Below are 19,404 nucleotides of genomic sequence, written 5' to 3' on the forward strand. Positions count from 1 at the left end.
ACAGATATAATACCGCATAATGCCGGGGCGCTGCGCTTGTCCGGCTTACGGCATATGCTCCCGCTTGAGGTACTCCGCACTCTGCATCTCTTGCAAGCGTGACAGACAGCGCTGAAATTCAAACTTGAGCCGCTCCCCCTGATAAATTTCATATAACGGCGCGGCGGCGCTGACCACCAGCTTAACGTGGCGCTCGTAAAACTCATCCACCAGCGCAATAAAGCGGCGCGCTTCGTTCTCCATCAGCGGCGTCATGACCGGCACGTCAAACAGCAGAACCGTGTGAAATAACCTTGAGAGCGCAATGTAATCATGCTGGCTGCGGGCCTCGACGCACAGCGTAGCGAAAGAGACCGCTAGCGTTTGGTTTTCAACGCCCAGGGTGGATAAAGGGCGATGATTGATTTCCAGCGTCGGAGCGCGCGCGCGCGCGGCCCCTGCTAACGCCAGCCACAGTTTATCCATTTGCCGCCGGGTTTCATCATTAAGCGGCGTTAGCCATAAATGGGCCTGCGTCAGCGTCCGCAGTCGGTAATCGACGCCGGCGTCCACATTCATAATATCGCAGTGCTGTTTAATGGCATCGATAGCCGGCAGGAAGCGGGCGCGTTGCAAACCGTTGCGGTAGAGTTCATCCGGCGGAATATTGGAGGTCGCGACCAGCGTAATGCCGCGTGCAAACAGCGCCTTCATTAAACCGCCCAGCAGCATGGCGTCGGTAATATCGGTGACGAAAAACTCATCGAAACACAGTACGTCCGTCTCGGTTTTAAACCGATCGGCAATAATGTCTAACGGATCGATCTGTCCCTGTAGCGCAGTAAGTTCTTCATGCACGCGCAGCATAAACCGATGAAAATGCAGGCGTAGTTTTCGCTCGCCCGGCAGGCTGTGGTAGAAGAGATCCATGAGCCATGTTTTGCCGCGCCCCACGCCCCCCCACATATACAGCCCGCGAACCGGTATTTGCGCGTCCGGTTCGTTTTTGCCTAATAATTTCCCCAGTCGCGCTATCAGTCCGCCGGGTGGCGTAGCCGACGATTTTTTCGCGGTGAGCGCTTGATAAAGGGTTTCCAGACGGTCGACCGCCTCTTTCTGTACGTCGTCAGGCTGATGGGTGCCTTCGTTGAGTGCCTGGAGATAACGCGATGTAGGGGAAAGGCTTTGCATAATGTTATTGTTATTCCTTGAAAATCGATGTGCCGTCGTTCACGGCTGACGAAAAAAAGGCCGTTCTACACTACGCGATATGCTGTCGGGATTCCACTTCTACGGAATTAGCGGTTATAGTGGCATAATCAGGCGCGGGCATGGAGCCTGGAGCCAACACCCTACGGAAACATAAGACAACGGGAGATGTTCATGACCTGGGAATATGCGCTAATTGGATTAGTCGTCGGTATCATCATTGGTGCCGTGGCCATGCGTTTTGGTAATCGTAAGTTACGTCAACAGCAGGCATTGCAGTACGAACTGGAAAAAAACAAAGCTGAGCTGGAAGAGTACCGTGAAGAGCTGGTTAGCCACTTTGCCCGCAGCGCGGAACTGCTGGATACCATGGCGCATGATTACCGCCAGCTGTATCAGCATATGGCGAAAAGCTCCAGCAGCCTGCTGCCGGAAATGTCTGCGGAGTCGAATCCGTTCCGTAACCGTCTGGCGGAGTCTGAGGCGAGCAACGATCAGGCGCCAGTGCAAATGCCACGTGATTATTCTGAAGGCGCGTCTGGCCTGTTACGTAGCGGCGCAAAGCGCGATTAATCGCACGCCGTTAAGAAATTTATCGGGCGCATCGCTTGCGCCCTCTCTCTATCTTTCCTGTCCCAGCTATTATCATTGTTACCAAGCTGAAAATTCAATAACATCAATCTGTTTTGAATTGTCTATCCGTTCATCCAAGGTACGAGAGCAGCATCCATGAAAAAACACACCCAGCTGTTAAGTGCATTAGCGTTAAGTGTCGGGTTAACTCTTTCGGGGCCGTTTCCAGCCCTTGCATCGATACCAGGCCAGGTGCCAGGCCAGGCGACGCTGCCAAGCCTTGCCCCTATGCTGGAGAAAGTGCTGCCTGCTGTCGTCAGCGTAAAAGTCGAGGGAACCGCCGCCCAGAGCCAAAAAGTGCCGGAGGAGTTTAAAAAATTCTTTGGCGAGGATCTGCCAGACCAGCCGTCCCAGCCGTTTGAAGGACTCGGTTCGGGGGTGATTATCGATGCCGCGAAAGGCTATGTATTAACCAATAATCATGTGATTAATCAGGCACAAAAGATCAGCATTCAACTGAATGACGGACGCGAATTCGACGCGAAGCTGATCGGCGGCGACGACCAGAGCGATATCGCTCTGTTACAAATTCAGAATCCCAGCAAGTTAACGCAAATTGCCATCGCCGATTCCGACAAACTCCGCGTCGGCGATTTCGCCGTGGCGGTCGGTAATCCGTTTGGTCTTGGGCAAACCGCCACCTCCGGGATTATTTCAGCGCTGGGACGCAGCGGGCTTAATCTGGAAGGGCTTGAGAACTTTATTCAAACCGATGCCTCTATTAACCGCGGCAACTCCGGCGGCGCGCTGCTTAACCTGAACGGCGAGCTGATCGGGATTAATACCGCGATCCTCGCGCCAGGTGGCGGGAGTATTGGCATTGGCTTTGCTATTCCTTCCAATATGGCGCAGACGCTGGCGCAGCAGTTGATTCAGTTCGGCGAAATCAAACGCGGATTGCTGGGAATTAAAGGCACTGAAATGACCGCTGATATCGCTAAGGCATTCAAACTGAACGTTCAGCGTGGCGCTTTTGTCAGCGAGGTTTTACCCAATTCAGGTTCGGCGAAGGCCGGGGTGAAATCCGGAGACGTGATTATCAGTCTTAACGGTAAGCCGCTGAATAGCTTTGCCGAACTGCGTTCACGTATCGCCACCACCGAACCGGGCACGAAAGTGAAGCTGGGCCTGCTGCGCGATGGTAAGCCGCTGGAGGTGGAAGTCACGCTGGATTCCAATACCTCTTCTTCCGCCAGCGCCGAAATGATCGCCCCGGCGTTGCAAGGCGCGACGTTGAGCGACGGCCAGCTGAAAGACGGGACGAAAGGCGTTAAGGTTGATAGCGTCGAAAAAAGCAGTCCTGCCGCGCAGGCCGGTTTGCAAAAAGATGATGTTATCATCGGCGTTAACCGCGATCGTATCAGTTCTATCGCCGAAATGCGCAAAGTGATGGCGGCAAAACCGTCCATCATTGCTCTTCAGGTAGTACGCGGCAACGAGAACATTTATCTATTGCTGCGCTAATCCTGTCTTAAACCGGGCATCAGCCTGCGATGTGATGTCCGGTTAACTCATGGTATGCTGCTGCCGTTCCCTTTTTTAACGACGCCTCCATCATGTTTGTGAAGCTCTTACGTTCGGTCGCAATAGGTTTAATTGTCGGCGCTATTCTGTTGGCCGTCATGCCTTCTTTGCGCAAAATTAATCCTATCGCCGTCCCGCAATTCGACAGTACCGATGAGACGCCAGCCAGTTATAATTTTGCGGTTCGCCGCGCCGCGCCTGCCGTCGTCAATGTCTATAACCGCAGTATGAACAGTACCGCGCATAATCAACTGGAGATCCGCACGCTGGGTTCCGGCGTGATCATGGATCAACGCGGTTATATTATTACCAACAAGCACGTGATTAACGATGCCGATCAGATTATCGTCGCGCTACAGGATGGCCGCGTCTTTGAAGCGCTACTGGTTGGCTCCGATTCGCTTACCGATCTGGCGGTGCTGAAGATCAACGCCACTGGCGGGCTACCTACCATCCCGATTAATACAAAGCGTACACCGCATATTGGCGACGTCGTACTGGCTATCGGCAACCCATATAATCTGGGACAGACCATCACCCAGGGGATCATCAGCGCAACGGGTCGTATCGGCCTGAACCCGACGGGGCGACAGAATTTTCTCCAGACCGACGCCTCGATTAACCACGGTAATTCCGGCGGCGCGCTGGTCAACTCGTTAGGCGAACTGATGGGGATCAACACCCTCTCTTTTGATAAGAGTAACGATGGCGAAACGCCGGAAGGCCTTGGTTTTGCGATTCCCTTCCAGCTAGCCACGAAAATTATGGATAAGCTTATCCGCGACGGTCGCGTGATTCGCGGCTATATCGGTATTGGCGGACGAGAAATCGCACCGCTGCACGCGCAGCAGGGTAGCGGCATGGACCCGATTCAGGGCATTGTCGTTAATGAAGTGACGCCAAACGGCCCCGCCGCGCTTGCCGGTATTCAGGTTAATGATTTGATTATTTCGGTCAATAATAAACCCGCTGTGTCCGCACTGGAGACGATGGATCAGGTGGCGGAAATCCGTCCGGGCTCCGTCATTCCGGTCGTGGTAATGCGGGATGATAAGCAGCTCACGTTCCAGGTGACGGTGCAGGAATACCCGGCGTCGAACTAAAACGACGCGGCTTTTGCCCGCGTCGTTCGACGGCTAGTCAATAAAGACTGGCCCTGCCGGAAAATGTGCCAGGAAACTCGTGAAAATCAGCAGAGCGGGGAGACTTTTCTCCCCGACGGCCTCTTCACGCAGCGCCTTATCGAGTGCCAATAAGCCAGACTCGCCTCCTTCCCCCAGAATGCCGCCCATCCAGAGCAGTCGTTGCGCCTGTTGACGCGCATACTGCGATGCGCTTTTCCAGGCAACCAGATGCAGCAACGTTTGTAACAGCAGGATCCGAGACGCGTGACCATCGCGTTGTAATCGCCTGAATACGGGTAATGCAATACTACGTACCGTCGAGAAACCGCTCGCCGCCTCCCCCTCAATCGGCGATAAACCAACAGCCGCCTGTTTGACGAAATCGCATAACTGATTGTGTGTTAATGGCCGCTCGCCTGCGCTCATATACCCTGCGGCAAAACAGAGTAACCCGATACCCTGAGCCCAATCGGTCGATGGCAGAATCCCCTGCGGAACATTCGGTGCCGACGTCTGTGCGGCACAAAGCCCCTCGTCGTAACACCGTGCAAAACGTTGCTCATATATTGCTGAGTTGACGCCAGACCACGGCAGCAAATGCAGCGCTGGCTCAAGCTCAGTTATCTGATTCACCGTCTCAACAACATAATGCAAGATGGTTTCTCTGGATGGCATGGATGTACCTTGCCGAAACGCAACCATTTCACTCATTACTGTGTCCTCATTTTGCGGGAGCAGAATCACTGCTCCCGATTAGATTGGATTACATCGCCAGCACGTACTTGAGCATCACGCCCGCCGCAATGGCCGAGCCAATCACCCCGGCCACGTTCGGGCCCATCGCGTGCATCAGCAGGAAGTTCTGCGGGTCCGATTCCAGCCCCACTTTGTTCGACACCCGTGCAGCCATCGGCACCGCCGACACCCCCGCCGAACCGATAAGCGGGTTGATTTTGTTCTTACTGCACAGGTTCAGCAGCTTCGCCATCAGCACCCCGGCCGCCGTCCCGATACCAAAGGCAATCACCCCCAGCAGCAGAATGCCCAGCGTCTGCGGCTGCAGGAACTTGTCCGCCACCAGCTTGGCGCCAACGGAAAGCCCCAGGAAAATGGTGACGATATTAATCAGCCCGTTCTGTACCGTGTCGCTCAGACGCTCCACCACGCCACTTTCGCGCATCAGGTTGCCAAAGCAGAACATCCCCAGCAGCGGCGCGGCGTCCGGCAGCAGCAGGGCCACCAGCATGAGCAGCACCACCGGGAAGAGGATTTTTTCCCGCTTGCTGACGGTGCGCAGCTGCACCATGCGGATTTTCCGCTCCGTCTCCGTGGTCAGCGCCTTCATAATCGGCGGCTGGATTAACGGCACCAGCGCCATATACGAGTACGCCGCCACCGCGATGGCCCCCAGCAGCTCCGGCGCCAGCTTGCCCGACAGATAAATCGCCGTCGGGCCGTCCGCGCCGCCGATAATGCCGATGGCCGCCGCCTGCGGCAGGGTGAAGCTGATAAGGCCGAAGTAGTTCAGCGTCAGCGCCCCCAGCACGGTGGCGAAGATACCGAACTGCGCCGCCGCGCCGAGCAGCAGGGTGCGCGGATTCGCCAGCAGCGGGCCGAAGTCGGTCATCGCCCCCACGCCCATAAAGATGACCAGCGGCGCGACGCCGGAGCCAATCGCCACTTTGTAGAACAGCGCCAGCACCCCCGGCGTATAGCCCATGTCCACCGCCAGGTTCTCCATCTGGCTCTGCACCGACGGCAGCGCCAGCGCTAATGCCTCTTTAATGGCGTGCACGTCCGGCGCGCAGTTCAGCTTCGCGGCAATCACCGCCAGCTGCCCGGCGTCGTGATGCGCCAGCAGGCTCTCCAGCGCGGTCAGCGCCATGCCCGCTTCCGGGATATTGGAGAGCAGGCCGCCGAAGCCAATCGGCAGCAGCAGTAACGGCTCGAACTTTTTCGCAATCGCCAGCCACAGCAGCAGCAGGCTGACCAGCAGCATGATGGCCTGGCCTGCGCCAAGGTGCATCAGCCCCATGCCCTGAAGCAGGGCGTTCAGACTTTCCATTTCAGTTCTCCGTTACGCCAGCGTCATCAGGGTGTCGCCCACAGAGACCGCGTCCCCGGACTTCACCGCGATACCGCGTACCGTCCCGGCCTGCGCGGCGCGGATTTCGGTTTCCATCTTCATGGCCTCCAGAATCAGCAGCACATCGCCTTCGGCCACCGTCTGGCCCTCGGTGGCAATCACCTTCCAGATATTCCCCGCCAGCGGGGCGGTGACCGGGGTGCCTGCGCCTGCGGGGGCGGCGGCCTGAACCGGTGCGGAAGAGGCCGCCGGTTCAGCCGCAGTGAGCTGGCTGATATCGCCGCCGTCGCTGACCTTCACCACAAAGGCTTTGCCTTCCACTTCCACGGTGTAGATACCGGAAGCTGCGGCTTTTGCCGGGGCAGCGGCAGGCTGCGCGGCTTCCGCCTGCGGCACCGGCTCAAACGCCGCCGGGTTGTGGCGGTTCTCAAGGAATTTGAGGCCGGGTTGCGGGAACAGCGCCACGGTGAGCACGTCGTCGATGGCGTTTCCCGCAAGCTGGATGCCCTTCTCCTGCGCCTGGCGCCTGACGTCCGCTTCCAGTTCAGCCAGTTCCGGTTTGAGTAAATCCGCCGGACGGCAGGTCACCGGGGCTGCCCCTTCCAGCACGCGGGCCTGTAACGCGGCGTTAACCGGCACCGGGGTGTGGCCGTATTCGCCTTTCAGAATGCCCGCCGTTTCTTTGGCAATGGTTTTGTAGCGTTCGCCGGTCAGGACGTTGAGCACCGCCTGGGTGCCGACAATCTGCGAGGTGGGGGTCACCAGCGGGATAAAACCGAGGTCCTCGCGCACGCGGGGGATTTCCGCCAGCACCTGGTCCAGCTTGTCCGCCGCATTCTGCTGCTTCAGCTGGCTTTCGAGGTTGGTCAGCATCCCGCCCGGTACCTGCGCCACCAGAATGCGGCTGTCGTAGCCCTTCAGCTGGCCTTCAAAGGCGTGGTATTTTTTGCGCACCTCGCGGAAGTACGCCGCGATGCTTTCCAGCTTCAGGATATCCAGCCCGGTGTCATATTTTGTGCCGGCAAGCGTGGCAACCAGCGCCTCGGTGGCCGGGTGGCCGTAGGTGGCGCTCATGGAGGAAATCGCCGTGTCGACGCCGTCAACGCCCGCCTCGATAGCCTTCAGCAGGGCCATCTCCGCCATCCCGGTGGTGGCGTGACAGTGCAGGTGCAGGCGCACCTCAAAACGTTTTTTGATTTCACTGACCAGCTCAAAGGCGGCCATCGGCGTCAGGATGCCGGACATATCCTTGATGGCAATCGAGTCGACGCCGGTTTCCAGCAGCTGTTCGGTTAAATCCAGCCAGGTCTGCAGGGTGTGGGCCGGGCTGGTGGTGTAGGAGAGTGTGCCCTGGGCGTGCGCGCCGTGGCTGCGTACCGCGCTGAGCGCCGCCTTCATATTGCGCGGGTCGTTCATGGCATCGAAGACGCGGAACACGTCCATGCCGTTTTTCACCGCGCGTTCGACGAAGCGTTCCACCACGTCATCGGCGTAATGGCGATAACCGAGCAGGTTCTGGCCGCGCAGCAGCATCTGCAGCGGGGTTTTGGGCATGGCTTTTTTGAGCTCGCGCAGGCGCAGCCACGGGTCTTCGCCGAGAAAGCGGATGCAGGCGTCAAAGGTGGCGCCGCCCCAGCACTCCAGCGAGCCGTAGCCCACGTCGTCGAGCTGAGCGGCAATCGGCAGCATATCGTCAAGGCGCAGGCGGGTGGCGAAAAGGGACTGGTGGGCGTCACGCAGGACGACGTCGGTAATGGCAATGGTCATGGATCCCTCCGGGAAATTAAGCGTTAAGGCGGTGATGGTGAATGGCGGCGGCAATCACCGGCTTTAAGCGGGTGAAGTCGTCCACGGCGGGAACGGCGCGCGGTGCGGGCGCTGCGACGGGTTCCGGGAAGAAGCGAGTAATCACGGCAGACATGCCGCGGATGGCGAAAATCAGCAGGAACAGAAACGCCAGCACGAACCCCATGCCGAGGAACATCAGGGTGAAGCCTTCACCTAATAGCAGAGCTGCATCAGTCATAAAATAGCCTTCAGGCAGGAGGCACGATAATGGTGCTATTTATGACGATGAAATAATAAGGGTGGATTTCCCTGAGCCGCCCCCGGCCAGAGCCCTTGGTTATTATTATCGTCATAACGTATTGCCACCATTATCGTGCAATTTACGTAATCAGGTTTATTTGATGAAACTTACGTTCTGGCATATTTCATCAGCGACGATCTCTTTACGCTGATTAAAAATAATTTTGTTCTGTTCAAACAGATTATTCCCATGGGTATCAATAGAAACAATCAGCGGGCCAAACTCTTTAACCCGGCAGACCCACAGCGTTTCCGGCATCCCCAGATCGCGCCATTGGGCATCTTCAATTTCTTCCACGCACACGGCGGCTACAACCGCACAACCGGCAGGGAATACGCAGTGCAGCGCTTTGTGTTCAGCACAGCCCTCTTCGGTACCTTTACCCATACCGCCTTTACCCACAATTAATTTCACGCCGGTCTGCGCAATAAATTCTTTTTCGAATTTCTCCATACGCATGCTGGTGGTTGGTCCAACGGAGACCATTTCAAACTTATCGTCTTCGCCTTTAATTGGGCGGACAATTGGGCCAGCGTGTAAAATAGCGCCGCCGCGAACATCTACCGGAAGTTCGCGACCACCTTCAATTAAACGGCGATGGGCTACGTCACGGCAGGTAACAATATGACCGTTGAGATAAATAATATCGCCAGCCTTAATATCCGCTAAATCTTCATCTTTAATTGGCGTAGTCAGGATTTTTTTAGTCATCAGAAATTCACTCCGCTGTGAGACGTAATGGTGTAATTCAAATCTTTATCGAAAACGATATGCCCTTTACGGTGCGACCAGCAGCCGACGTTTACCGCCACGCCGATGGTAGAAGGATGACGCGCGGTGTTTTCAATGTTCACGCCCATAACGGAGGTATTACCGGACATCCCCTGCGGCCCCAGGCCAATTTTGTTAATGCCGTCTTCCAGCATTTTTTCCAGCGAGGCTGCACGCTCATTCTCGTTATGCGAACCGATCGGACGCATCAGCGCTTTTTTCGATAGCAGTGCCGCCGTTTCAACAGAGGTCGCTACGCCCACGCCAACCAGCAGCGGCGGACACGCGTTGAGGCCGTAGCTGGTCATCACATCCAGTACAAAGCGGGTCACACCTTCATAGCCTGCCCCCGGCATCAGCACCATCGCTTTCCCCGGCAGAGAACAACCACCGCCCGCCATATAGGTATAAATGCTGCACTGATCGGAATTGGGAGCGATTTCCCAGAAGACCGTCGGCGTACCTTTACCCACGTTTTTACCGGTGTTGTATTCATCAAAAGTTTCTACGCTGTTGTGGCGCAGCGGAGAATCTACAGTTGCTTTGATCACCGCCTCACGCAACAACGCTTCCAGCTCGCCAATCAGCGGAAAGTTCGTCCCGCACTCCACCAGAAACTGAATGACACCGGTGTCCTGGCAGGAAGGTCGATCCAGCTCTTTCGCCAGACGCTGGTTCTCAATCATGGTAGTAAAGATGACGTCGGCCAGTTTACTGGTCTCTTTCTTATGCAAATCTTCCAGTTTTGCAGTGACATCATCAGGCAAAACTTTGCCGGTATATCCCACAAACTTGGCCATAACGTCGGTCATATGGGATATCTGTTCACTTTTGCTCATAAATGCTCCTTAGTCAGAACAGCTTCCGTTAATTACGGATGAAAAGGGAAAAGGATTGGCAGCAGGATCAAGCTGACAATGGTTGAAACGATAATCAGGGGGATACCGGCCTTAGCGTAGTCGACAAATTTATAGCCACCCGCAGAGAGCACCATCATGTTGGCAGGCATACCGATAGGGGTTGCGTAGGCGCAGGAACCGCCAATGACCGTCGCCATCAGAACCGCACGCGGGTCGGCCCCCATACCTGCGGCAATGGACAAACTCACCGGCACCAACAGCGCTGTCGTTGCGGTATTGGACATAAAGTTGGTCATCACAACGGATAAGGCGAAAACGGCGATCAGCAACATGAACGGTGAGGAGTTTTGCCCCAGCATGCCGATTACATAGTCCGCAACCAGCTTGCCTGCCCCGGTCATTTCCAGCGCTTTTGCCAGCGCCAGGGTGCCGCCAAAGATAAAAATAGTCTGTGAATCAATGGCTTTATAGGCCTGTTTTTCCGTGAGTACGCCGCTTACTACCAGCACAAGAGCGCCAATACAACCGGTCACGGCCAGGCTGACACCGATCTTCTTCTCAAAGATCATGCCGAGGATCGTTGCGATCAACACCACGAGTGAGAGCCGTTGTTTCCACTGTGGAACATGGCTGTAGTCACGTTGCTCCCCGACGCTCCCCACCTCACCGCCGGTCGCATTATTCGGCAGAAAGCGATAGCCAATAGTCAGGAAGTAGAGAATGCCGCAGATGAGCATCGGGAGACCGATTTTTGCGTATTCAAAAAAGCCAAAGCCGCCGCCAATATTCTGTAGCGCAGACTGTGCGATAAGATTTCCCGGCGCGCCAATTAACGACAGGTTACCGCCCAACGCAGCGGCGAAAACCAGCGGCATCAGTAGACGAGAACGCGAGAAGCCCGATTTTGCCGCCACGCCGATCACCACCGGAATCAAAACCGCAGCGGTACCGGTGTTAGAGAGGACGCCAGACATCAAACCCACCACCACCATAATGGTGAAGATCAGCTGTTTTTCTGTTTTCGCGAAGCGCGTGATGACGCCGCCCACTTTGTTTGCCATACCGGTCTCGAACAACGCACCGCCCACGATAAACATCGCGACAAAGAGGATGACGTTAGTGTCGATAAAGCCAGCAAAGGCCTGTTTGATATTCAGAACGCCGGTGATAACTAAGGCCACGCAGACAATCATGGAAGTGACGGCCAGCGGCACTTTTTCCCATACAAACATGACGATAGCGAACACCAATAAACATAGGGTAAGGGTAATGGGTTCCATATTTATAATTATCCAATCAATGATATATGATATTGTATCCAATATTGACAGGGAGAAATTATTCCCATACAAAAACTAAGTCAAATCGTTTCTCAGGAAAGATGCAGGAGTGGGATCTACATCAAGATCGTGGTTAGATCGTTACTGGACGTGATTAATAGAATTGAAGAATTGGTTGAAGCGCCTGCGATGCTCACGCAGGCGAAAAGATCAGGCAGAAGGGTCACCAACATAGCGGGTCAGCATATTCTCCATCGAGCGAATAATGTGTTCGCGCATGCGCTGGCGTGCCAATGTTTCATCATGAAGTTCAAGAGCTTGCAGAATACTTTTATGTTCCTGAATGGAAATCACGGCATACTCTTCTTCGGTGACCTTATGGCCCATCGACAGGCCGTTCCACATATTACAGAGCAACATTTTCATTTTTTCGTTGCCAGCAACATTCCATATTTCCATATGAAATGCCTGATTCAGGTCGGAGTATTCCGCCGAGTTATTTTCCGCGAGAGCCTTTTCAGCGGCATAATGCACCTGGGCTATCCGCGAGATATCGGTGCCGGGACGAGAAGCTTTAGCCACCGCCTCACTTTCTAACAGCGCGCGAATTTCATAGTGTTCACGGATCGTTTGTTCATTGATGCCCAACACCACCGCCCCTTTATTAGGGCGCACTTTTATCAGCCCATCCGCCGCCAGAATCTGAAACGCCTCGCGCACTGGCATACTGGACACGCCGACCATTCCGGCAATGCCTTCTAACGTAATCTCCTGCCCTTCCACTAACTCCCTCGAAAGAATCGCTTTACGCAGCACCGCCGCGACCTGTTCTTTCGCTGAAAGAAGCTTAATCTTCCCTAACTTAGGCTTCTGCACTTTCCCAATCCTTCATATGTTGACGCATTATTTCTGCTAAAGAGAGGAAATAACGCTGCATAACTTGCCCAATCTCATCACGCCGCCCCTGGCGTATGACGTCAGCCAGTTCAGCGAAAAGCTGCGCCGACTCCTGATTATCTTTTTTCAGATGCAAAATAACATAAGAGACATAACCGTCCAGGAACTGCTGATACACCTTTTCCAGATAGCGGTTATTCACATAAGAAATCAGCATCGCATGACACTCCAGTTCGCAGGATTTGTCTTCTGCGACAGCCAGCGCTTGCGCACGTATCAGGAGGGCATCGCCTACTTCGCTGGGTATCAGCGAAAACATTTCGGCGGCCATCGCGGCAATTACGCGAAAAATATGACTCACGCGATCGGCCTCAAGATGCGCGACCTGCATGTGCCTGTTGGGCAGTCGGATTAAAAAACCTTCCTGTTCGAGTGACTGTAGCGCTTCTCGAACCGGCATTCGTGAAAGACCAAGCTGCTCCGCAATACTTTCCTGCGCGAGTTCTTCTCCCGCTTTTATATTGCCGGAAAGAATTTCATAGCGAAGCATTTGCGTAATGTGATCGCGGGTTTGCGTTCTTTGGATCTTTTTCACGACGTTCTCGTTAATAACCGATAAGACGTGAGGAGTTTAGCAGATTTAGTACTTGATTTCGTGGCTTGTTTACAGTCAAAGAAGCCGGAGCAAAAGCCCCGGCATCGGGCAGGAACAGCTTATTTATTAATAAAATCTTCACCCAACTGAATATCTTTTTTCAGCGTATCCAGCATAGCGTCCAGCGAATGTTGCTCAAAAGCGCTCAGTGTGCCGATGGATTTACGCTCTTCTACACCGTTTTTACCCAGCAGCAGCGGCTGAGAGAAGAAACGGGCATACTGACCGTCGCCTTCCACATAGGCGCATTCCACCACGCCTTTTTCGCCCTGCAGAGCGCGAACCAGAGAAAGACCGAAACGTGCGGCAGCCTGACCCATAGAGAGGGTTGCCGATCCGCCGCCGGCTTTCGCCTCGACGACTTCAGTACCGGCGTTCTGAATACGTTTAGTCAGCTCGGCCGCTTCTTGTTCGGTAAAACTTACGCCTGGAATCTGCGACAGCAGCGGCAGAATCGTCACGCCGGAGTGCCCGCCAATCACCGGGACTTCAACTTCCGTTGGCAGCTTACCTTTCAGCTCTGCAACAAAGGTATTAGAGCGGATGATATCCAGCGTGGTGACGCCAAACAGTTTGTTTTTGTCGTATACGCCTGCTTTTTTCAGCACTTCCGCCGCAATCGCAACGGTGGTGTTCACCGGGTTGGTGATAATGCCCACGCACGCTTTCGGGCAGGTTTTAGCGATCTGCTGCACCAGGTTTTTCACGATGCCGGCGTTAACGTTAAACAGGTCGGAACGGTCCATACCCGGCTTACGCGCCACACCCGCAGAAATCAGTACTACGTCAGCGCCTTCAAGCGCCGGGGTTGCGTCTTCACCGGAGAAACCTTTGATTTTTACAGCGGTGGGGATATGGCTCAAATCAACGGCCACACCGGGAGTCACTGGAGCGATGTCGTACAGGGAGAGTTCTGAACCTGAAGGCAGTTGGTTTTTTAAAAGTAATGCCAGCGCCTGACCGATACCACCAGCAGCGCCGAGGACTGCGACTTTCATCCTAAACTCCTTATTATATGATTAGCTAAGTGTCTATTGCTCCGCGGCGGCGACCTTAATTCACAAATTCAATGATTACAATCCTCACTCATCAAGAATGCGGAGTCGCGCAATTTTGGCTTTTATGCATTTAATTTGCGTAATCCGGATCGACTGCAACCAGAGAGCAACGTTCCTACAGGTGGTGACAATATACCCTACTATCCTCTCAAAACAACATCATTTTGATAACAATTAATTTACTTTTAATCTTATTTGCGAGGCGTGACACAGGCATGTTTCTTGATAACGAAATTTGATAAAATTCCGCTCTTTCATAACATTATTTCAGCCTTAAACAAGGCAGACTGTTTGCATAAAAATTCATCTGTATGCACAATAATGTTGTTTCTACCGCCATATTACGGGTGACTTATGCGAAGCTCGGCTAAACAAGAAGAACTAGTAAGAGCGTTTAAAGCGCTCCTCAAAGAAGAAAAATTCAGCTCACAGGGCGAAATCGTCCTCGCGTTGCAGGATCAGGGCTTTGAAAATATCAATCAGTCCAAGGTCTCGCGCATGTTGACTAAGTTCGGCGCAGTGCGTACACGTAACGCAAAAATGGAAATGGTGTACTGTCTTCCGGCTGAACTGGGCGTCCCAACAACATCCAGTCCGTTGAAAAATCTGGTGCTGGATATCGACTATAACGACGCTGTCGTGGTGATTCATACCAGCCCCGGCGCGGCACAACTCATTGCGCGCCTGCTGGATTCACTGGGGAAAGCAGAAGGTATTCTCGGCACGATTGCCGGCGACGATACTATCTTCACTACGCCTGCCAGCGGATTTTCCGTAAGAGATCTGTACGAAGCCATTCTGGAACTTTTTGAACAAGAGCTCTAGTCCCACTTCCTCCGTCGTCGTACGGCGGAGGCACCTTTTTGTCCTCTCCCCTCGCCGCTTTCCTGTACGGCTATCATTTGGCAAATCATGCCCTTAAACATTCACCACGTGAATGACAAATCAAAAAAACGCACAAAATGCCAAATTTCTTAACCAATTGATTTTCTTTTATTTTTTAAAAGACAGCGGCGAAAAACAGCAATTTTAATTCCATAACGTTATAAAAAATAAAATTTTTAATGTCTTTAAAAAGCAGAAACAATTAGCGTGGTATTAATTAATCGCGTGATTAGTGTATACTTAATTTTGTGATGAGGGTCACGAAACAAAGACCCCAGTAAAGGAATTCGACGAGGTAAAAATCATGAATATCAAAACCACTGTTGCAACATTAAGTGTTCTGTCCGTTCTCTCTTTTGGCGCTTTCGCCGCAGAACCTATCAGCGCAGAGCAAGCGCAAAATCGTGAAGCAATCGGATCGGTTTCAGTCAGCGCTATCGGCTCATCGCCTATGGATATGAACGCCATGCTGAGCAAAAAAGCGGATGAACAAGGCGCTACGGCCTACCACATTACCGAAGCGCGTAGCGGCAGCAACTGGCACGCCACTGCCGAACTGTACAAATAAAATTCACCTGCCATCGCATATAACGTGTCGTTACTTCGCGGAGATATCGCATAAGAAAAGCCCATTAATCCGCGAGGTTGACCCTATAAAGGAATAAAAGACCATGAAAACGAAATACATTATCGCATCACTCGGCCTGGCCACTCTGCTCTCTTTCGGCGCAAATGCCGCAGTACACCAGGTCAACGCGGAACAGGCGCAGAATCTGCAACCGATGGGCACCATTTCCGTCTCGCAGATTGGCAGTACGCCAATGGATATGCGCCAGGAGATCGTCGCTAAAGCCGAAAAAGCAGGCGCTAATAGCTATCGCATCATCGAATTAAAAGAAGGTGATAACTGGCACGCCACCGCCGAGTTGTATAAGTAAACCCTCGTCGTCTAACCCGACGACTTGCCCCCGCCTGTCGGGGGCTTTTTTATGCTTTTTCAATGCCGGACATTAAACCGTAGCCGCCCCTCCAGCTCTTCTTCCGCTTCATCAAAGAGTAAAATCAGCGCCCCGTAGCGCCTGCGCAGTTTATCAGGCAGGTGAACGAACTCAATCTCTAGCGGTAGGGGTAAGATATCGCTCATTACCGCATCCCATAATGTATCAAGATCGCTTACTTTCTCACTGGCAAGACCAAACGTCTGCGTAAACTCGCGATAAAAATCGCTTTGGTTTTTAATATCATTAAAATCAAAAGTATAGACATTCATAGCCAGCCACCATCCCCGACAGACAATTGTCTGTTTTACTACTAAGCATCATTATGCAGAGGTTTCACTTCCAGAAACGCTTTTAGCCCCGGAGCACTCTTGCGCTGTTTTTGTATCTCAAATAAGTATAGTCATAAAAAAACCGACGCTTTTGGCATCGGTTCTTGTGGGTTAGCTATCGGTAAGCGCATTCTGGTATTTATGTAACATGCCCGTCAGGCGTTTAACCGGTTCCGTCACCTGCGGCGGCGCCTCCCAGATACGTAATTTCTCCTGATAGATATCCAGCTCATCCAGCAACTGACCAAAGTAGCGTCGCCGTTTATCATCGCTTCCGGCGGAAATAACATGGTCTGCAGTACGACGAAGCTGGCGGTGGAACACTGACAGATCTTCATTAACCGGTATCGGCGCGTCGCGCAGACGTTGATGAGCAATGATCATCGTTAGCGCCAGGCGAAACTTCGGCAAATCGCCTGGGAATTTATTCATCAGCAAAAAGAGTTGCTGATATAACGCAGGCAGACGGTTTTCTTTACGACGTACCACGTTGGTCGTCATTGCCGAGACCGCAGCGGAAACAAACTGATTAAGCAGCACGCGACCGGTTCGATCTTTGGATTTATCACGCACCAGCAGGATGACGATAAACGCCAGCATACAGCCGACAATTTGCCCCAACGCGCTGTCGAGGAACTGGCTGAAATGGAACGTCATCGGATTATCCAACACAATAATGTTAATCGTACTGGCCAGCGCCCCCATCGACCCCAGACGCCGTTTCTGGACCTCAATGCCGATAAAGAACCCCAATACCGCCAGGCTCAAACATAACAACAGCATACTTTGCTGCGTATTGGGAATAATCACCAGGAAATAGAGCAATCCCAGCGGCAACGCCGCCAGAGTGCCATAAATAAAATCAATGCAGACCATGCGCGGATTGGGTAAACGCATCGCCAGCGAGGTCACCACGGCAATCATCACCATCGCGCCATTACCCGATGTCCAGCCGGTCCAGAGCCAGAATAACGTTCCCAGAATGCAGGAAAGCGTGGTGCGCCAGAAGTTCACCATCGCATGGTGACGTTCAGCGGATTCCACTTTAACCACGGGTTCGCCTTGCAGGATCTCTTCTTCCGTCGCGCTGATTTTGGTGTTGCTGATCACGCCGCGTTTAAGCAGCAGATAGCGCGTCGCAGCGCCTACCCAGCTATAAAGCGTGACGGGCGTTTCGCGCTCGCCGGTCCAGACAATGACACGCCGCATCCGTTTTAACTGCCTGTGGACGTCCTGTATCGTTTCAACCGGCGTCTCGAACAGTTCCCGGAATGTATCGGTAATCAGTTCCGGCCGCGTGTTTTGAATAAGATAAGTTTCACAGGATTGCGTAATCAGCGTGAGCGAAAGCGTATTCAACGCTTTCAGGCGGCGGTTAGCGCGTACCCAGCGCGAAGATTCCATATTCAGATTACTTCGCATCCCCTCCAGCGCCGCCGTGCGTCGCACCAGATCGCCCCAGGCGTTGTCGACTTCTTCGCTGTCGCCGTGCTTAATACAAAGTTGCATTAGCTGATATTGCGCTACCAGTAAACTGTCCAGTTCGCGATCAACCTCCTGCTTTATCGATCGCGGCGAGAAAAGCAGATCCGCTAAAATAGCGCAGCCAATGCCGATGACGATTTCGCTACAGCGTTCAAGCGCAAATTGCGGCGTGAGCAGCGGCTCCGTCTGAATGGTAATCACAATGATCAGCGCAGTATAACCTGACAGTCCCCACGCATAAGAGTTTTCGATCCGTACTAAAGAGGAGATCCAGGTACAAAAACCGGCCCAGACACAGCACACCAAAATCATCAATAGCGGCGCGCGGATCATAGAGATAATAATGATAAGCGCGGCGATACAGCCAATAAACGTCCCGATAATACGCAACATTCCGCGATAACGGATAGCGCCGGAATAGGGTTCCCCGCCGGCGGCAAATGCCGGGCCTGCCGCCACGATCGCGGCGGTCAGCACCGCCCAACGCGGCGTCTCCAGTTGAAAATGGAAGCCGATAAATAATGCCAGCACAATGGCGCACGCCAGCTTTACCGCAAAGCGAATGTGCTGGTTGGCAATGGAGAAAATGCCCATGACGATTAACCGAATTCGCGCAGCCGGTGCGCCAGTTTACGGAAGAAGGAGTCCTGGCTTGCGTCACGATCCTGCTTACCGGTGATCACGACGGTTGCCGTCGTACCGGCAGGCCACAAATTCCCCTGCTGCTCGTCGAGCCGGATACGCACCGGGACACGCTGGGCCAGACGCACCCATTCGAGGTTAGAGTCTATCGTCGCCATCCCTTTCGCATCGCTGGTACTGCTGGCATTCGTTACCCCTGCCGCCACGCTATCGACAGTACCTTTTAATACCCGGTTGCTGCCAAGCGGCGTGATTTCGGCACGATATCCCGGACGCACGCCTTCCAGCTTGGTCTCTTCCATATAGGCCTGCACGTAAAAAGAGTTCTTTTTCACCAGGGCGACGGCTGTGGAACCGCGGGTAATAAATTCACCGGCATAAACATTGAGGTTAGTCACCCAGCCGTCGGCAGGCGCGCGAATGACGGTGCGTTCCAGATCGAGTTTAGCCAGATCGCGCGTCGCCTGGGCTTTAGCCAGTTGATGCAGTACAGTCTGCAAGACATTGTTCGCCTGATCGATCTCTTCCCGGGACATCGCCTGTACGCCGAGGCGATTACGGCGACTGGCTTCCTGGCGTTTTTCCTGCGCCAGGACCTGATAATAGGCTACATCAGCTTCCGCTTCCGCCAGCGCTTTTTGATAGCGTGGCTGATCGATGGTAAACAGGACCTGATCCTTTTTCACCAGTTGGTTATCATGCACGTTTACATGGGTAATCAGGCCCGCGACATCCGGGGCAATAGCGACGACATCGGCGCTAAAACGCGCGTCACGCGTCCAGGGAGATTCGGTGTAATACACCCAGGCGCGGAAAATGGCGATAAAGGCCAGAATAACCAGTACGAGGGTAATGGCCGTACGGGAGAGTTTTCTTGTTAGTGTTTTCACTTCAACC

Annotated in this window: 20 protein-coding genes; 6 read left to right on the forward strand and 14 right to left on the reverse strand. The window is 53.6% G+C overall.

What is annotated here, in order from left to right; genetic code table 11:
* Positions 1-45 precede the first annotated feature (45 nt).
* Complete coding sequence (zapE, locus tag ACLJRE_RS03260; protein ID WP_023212287.1) at positions 46-1,170, reverse strand: cell division protein ZapE; 1,125 nt, start codon at positions 1,168-1,170, stop codon at positions 46-48.
* Between the two features lie 192 nt (positions 1,171-1,362).
* On the opposite strand from zapE, the gene zapG reads away from it, so the two are divergent.
* The 3 genes from zapG (at position 1,363) to degS (ending at position 4,448) form a co-directional block, all read left to right on the forward strand.
* Positions 1,363-1,761 carry a Z-ring associated protein ZapG gene (gene zapG, locus ACLJRE_RS03265; protein ID WP_001519074.1) on the forward strand — a complete coding sequence of 133 codons (399 nt, stop codon included), beginning with the start codon at positions 1,363-1,365 and terminating at the stop codon, positions 1,759-1,761.
* 156 nt (positions 1,762-1,917) lie between these two features.
* Positions 1,918-3,285, forward strand: coding sequence for a serine endoprotease DegQ (gene degQ / locus ACLJRE_RS03270; protein ID WP_023212288.1), 1,368 nt, complete (start codon positions 1,918-1,920; stop codon positions 3,283-3,285).
* Positions 3,286-3,377: 92 nt separating this feature from the next.
* Positions 3,378-4,448 (forward strand): outer membrane-stress sensor serine endopeptidase DegS, encoded by a 1,071-nt coding sequence (gene degS / locus ACLJRE_RS03275; RefSeq protein WP_000497705.1) that lies wholly within the window; start codon positions 3,378-3,380, stop codon positions 4,446-4,448.
* A 33-nt stretch (positions 4,449-4,481) separates the two neighbouring features.
* Here degS and ACLJRE_RS03280 read toward each other — a convergent pair whose 3' ends face one another.
* From ACLJRE_RS03280 to mdh, 10 genes are all read right to left on the reverse strand, one after another.
* On the reverse strand, positions 4,482-5,213 hold the full coding sequence (locus ACLJRE_RS03280; RefSeq protein WP_023212289.1) for a triphosphoribosyl-dephospho-CoA synthase: 732 nt from the start codon (positions 5,211-5,213) through the stop codon (positions 4,482-4,484).
* Positions 5,214-5,232: 19 nt separating this feature from the next.
* Complete coding sequence (locus ACLJRE_RS03285; protein WP_000444883.1) at positions 5,233-6,534, reverse strand: oxalacetate decarboxylase subunit beta; 1,302 nt, start codon at positions 6,532-6,534, stop codon at positions 5,233-5,235.
* 12 nt (positions 6,535-6,546) lie between these two features.
* Positions 6,547-8,322: a sodium-extruding oxaloacetate decarboxylase subunit alpha gene (oadA, locus tag ACLJRE_RS03290; protein WP_053296621.1), complete on the reverse strand. Its 1,776-nt coding sequence runs from the start codon at positions 8,320-8,322 to the stop codon at positions 6,547-6,549.
* Between the two features lie 16 nt (positions 8,323-8,338).
* On the reverse strand, positions 8,339-8,581 hold the full coding sequence (locus ACLJRE_RS03295) for an oxaloacetate decarboxylase subunit gamma (protein WP_023207397.1): 243 nt from the start codon (positions 8,579-8,581) through the stop codon (positions 8,339-8,341).
* 156 nt (positions 8,582-8,737) lie between these two features.
* Entirely contained in the window at positions 8,738-9,355 is a 618-nt protein-coding gene (gene ttdB, locus ACLJRE_RS03300; RefSeq protein WP_000162405.1) for a L(+)-tartrate dehydratase subunit beta, read from the reverse strand.
* Positions 9,355-10,254 carry a L(+)-tartrate dehydratase subunit alpha gene (ttdA, locus tag ACLJRE_RS03305; protein WP_023207399.1) on the reverse strand — a complete coding sequence of 300 codons (900 nt, stop codon included), beginning with the start codon at positions 10,252-10,254 and terminating at the stop codon, positions 9,355-9,357. Before ttdA ends, ttdB begins: the two co-directional genes overlap by 1 nt.
* Before the next feature lie 32 nt (positions 10,255-10,286).
* Positions 10,287-11,555 (reverse strand): SLC13 family permease, encoded by a 1,269-nt coding sequence (locus ACLJRE_RS03310; protein WP_000433390.1) that lies wholly within the window; start codon positions 11,553-11,555, stop codon positions 10,287-10,289.
* 210 nt (positions 11,556-11,765) lie between these two features.
* A complete protein-coding gene (locus ACLJRE_RS03315) occupies positions 11,766-12,431 on the reverse strand; it encodes a GntR family transcriptional regulator (protein WP_001171581.1) in 666 nt (221 codons plus the stop codon).
* Positions 12,418-13,047, reverse strand: a complete 630-nt coding sequence (locus ACLJRE_RS03320; protein WP_000723776.1) for a GntR family transcriptional regulator — start codon at positions 13,045-13,047, stop codon at positions 12,418-12,420. The genes ACLJRE_RS03315 and ACLJRE_RS03320 overlap by 14 nt, the downstream gene beginning before the upstream one ends.
* Positions 13,048-13,166: 119 nt before the next feature.
* Positions 13,167-14,105 (reverse strand): malate dehydrogenase, encoded by a 939-nt coding sequence (gene mdh / locus ACLJRE_RS03325; RefSeq protein ID WP_000861586.1) that lies wholly within the window; start codon positions 14,103-14,105, stop codon positions 13,167-13,169.
* Positions 14,106-14,519: 414 nt separating this feature from the next.
* Between mdh and argR the strand changes: the two genes are divergently transcribed.
* From argR to yhcN-B, 3 genes are all read left to right on the forward strand, one after another.
* Entirely contained in the window at positions 14,520-14,990 is a 471-nt protein-coding gene (gene argR, locus ACLJRE_RS03330; protein ID WP_001257852.1) for a transcriptional regulator ArgR, read from the forward strand.
* Between the two features lie 364 nt (positions 14,991-15,354).
* Complete coding sequence (yhcN, locus tag ACLJRE_RS03335; protein ID WP_001022820.1) at positions 15,355-15,618, forward strand: peroxide/acid stress response protein YhcN; 264 nt, start codon at positions 15,355-15,357, stop codon at positions 15,616-15,618.
* 103 nt (positions 15,619-15,721) lie between these two features.
* On the forward strand, positions 15,722-15,988 hold the full coding sequence (yhcN-B, locus tag ACLJRE_RS03340) for a DUF1471 family stress response protein YhcN-B (protein ID WP_000853277.1): 267 nt from the start codon (positions 15,722-15,724) through the stop codon (positions 15,986-15,988).
* Positions 15,989-16,047: 59 nt separating this feature from the next.
* Here yhcN-B and ACLJRE_RS03345 read toward each other — a convergent pair whose 3' ends face one another.
* The 3 genes from ACLJRE_RS03345 to aaeA all read right to left on the reverse strand — a co-directional run bounded on the left by ACLJRE_RS03345 (position 16,048) and on the right by aaeA (position 19,397).
* Positions 16,048-16,320 (reverse strand): hypothetical protein, encoded by a 273-nt coding sequence (locus ACLJRE_RS03345; protein ID WP_001103887.1) that lies wholly within the window; start codon positions 16,318-16,320, stop codon positions 16,048-16,050.
* Between the two features lie 171 nt (positions 16,321-16,491).
* On the reverse strand, positions 16,492-18,459 hold the full coding sequence (gene aaeB / locus ACLJRE_RS03350) for a p-hydroxybenzoic acid efflux pump subunit AaeB (RefSeq protein ID WP_023212679.1): 1,968 nt from the start codon (positions 18,457-18,459) through the stop codon (positions 16,492-16,494).
* Between the two features lie 5 nt (positions 18,460-18,464).
* Positions 18,465-19,397 (reverse strand): p-hydroxybenzoic acid efflux pump subunit AaeA, encoded by a 933-nt coding sequence (aaeA, locus tag ACLJRE_RS03355; RefSeq protein WP_000855138.1) that lies wholly within the window; start codon positions 19,395-19,397, stop codon positions 18,465-18,467.
* Positions 19,398-19,404: the final 7 nt, after the last annotated feature.

The organism is Salmonella sp. SAL04157 (assembly GCF_046551635.1).
Classification (GTDB): Bacteria; Pseudomonadota; Gammaproteobacteria; order Enterobacterales; family Enterobacteriaceae; genus Salmonella; species Salmonella enterica.

Bases quoted from the DNA above. Each gene is read 5' to 3' on its own strand.
- zapE (WP_023212287.1), bottom strand. From the start codon at position 1,170: ATGCAAAGCCTTTCCCCTACATCGCGTTATCTCCAGGCACTCAACGAA.
- zapG (WP_001519074.1), top strand. From the start codon at position 1,363: ATGACCTGGGAATATGCGCTAATTGGATTAGTCGTCGGTATCATCATT.
- degQ (WP_023212288.1), top strand. From the start codon at position 1,918: ATGAAAAAACACACCCAGCTGTTAAGTGCATTAGCGTTAAGTGTCGGG.
- degS (WP_000497705.1), top strand. From the start codon at position 3,378: ATGTTTGTGAAGCTCTTACGTTCGGTCGCAATAGGTTTAATTGTCGGC.
- ACLJRE_RS03285 (WP_000444883.1), bottom strand. From the start codon at position 6,534: ATGGAAAGTCTGAACGCCCTGCTTCAGGGCATGGGGCTGATGCACCTT.
- oadA (WP_053296621.1), bottom strand. From the start codon at position 8,322: ATGACCATTGCCATTACCGACGTCGTCCTGCGTGACGCCCACCAGTCC.
- ACLJRE_RS03295 (WP_023207397.1), bottom strand. From the start codon at position 8,581: ATGACTGATGCAGCTCTGCTATTAGGTGAAGGCTTCACCCTGATGTTC.
- ttdB (WP_000162405.1), bottom strand. From the start codon at position 9,355: ATGACTAAAAAAATCCTGACTACGCCAATTAAAGATGAAGATTTAGCG.
- ttdA (WP_023207399.1), bottom strand. From the start codon at position 10,254: ATGAGCAAAAGTGAACAGATATCCCATATGACCGACGTTATGGCCAAG.
- ACLJRE_RS03310 (WP_000433390.1), bottom strand. From the start codon at position 11,555: ATGGAACCCATTACCCTTACCCTATGTTTATTGGTGTTCGCTATCGTC.
- mdh (WP_000861586.1), bottom strand. From the start codon at position 14,105: ATGAAAGTCGCAGTCCTCGGCGCTGCTGGTGGTATCGGTCAGGCGCTG.
- argR (WP_001257852.1), top strand. From the start codon at position 14,520: ATGCGAAGCTCGGCTAAACAAGAAGAACTAGTAAGAGCGTTTAAAGCG.
- yhcN (WP_001022820.1), top strand. From the start codon at position 15,355: ATGAATATCAAAACCACTGTTGCAACATTAAGTGTTCTGTCCGTTCTC.
- yhcN-B (WP_000853277.1), top strand. From the start codon at position 15,722: ATGAAAACGAAATACATTATCGCATCACTCGGCCTGGCCACTCTGCTC.
- ACLJRE_RS03345 (WP_001103887.1), bottom strand. From the start codon at position 16,320: ATGAATGTCTATACTTTTGATTTTAATGATATTAAAAACCAAAGCGAT.
- aaeB (WP_023212679.1), bottom strand. From the start codon at position 18,459: ATGGGCATTTTCTCCATTGCCAACCAGCACATTCGCTTTGCGGTAAAG.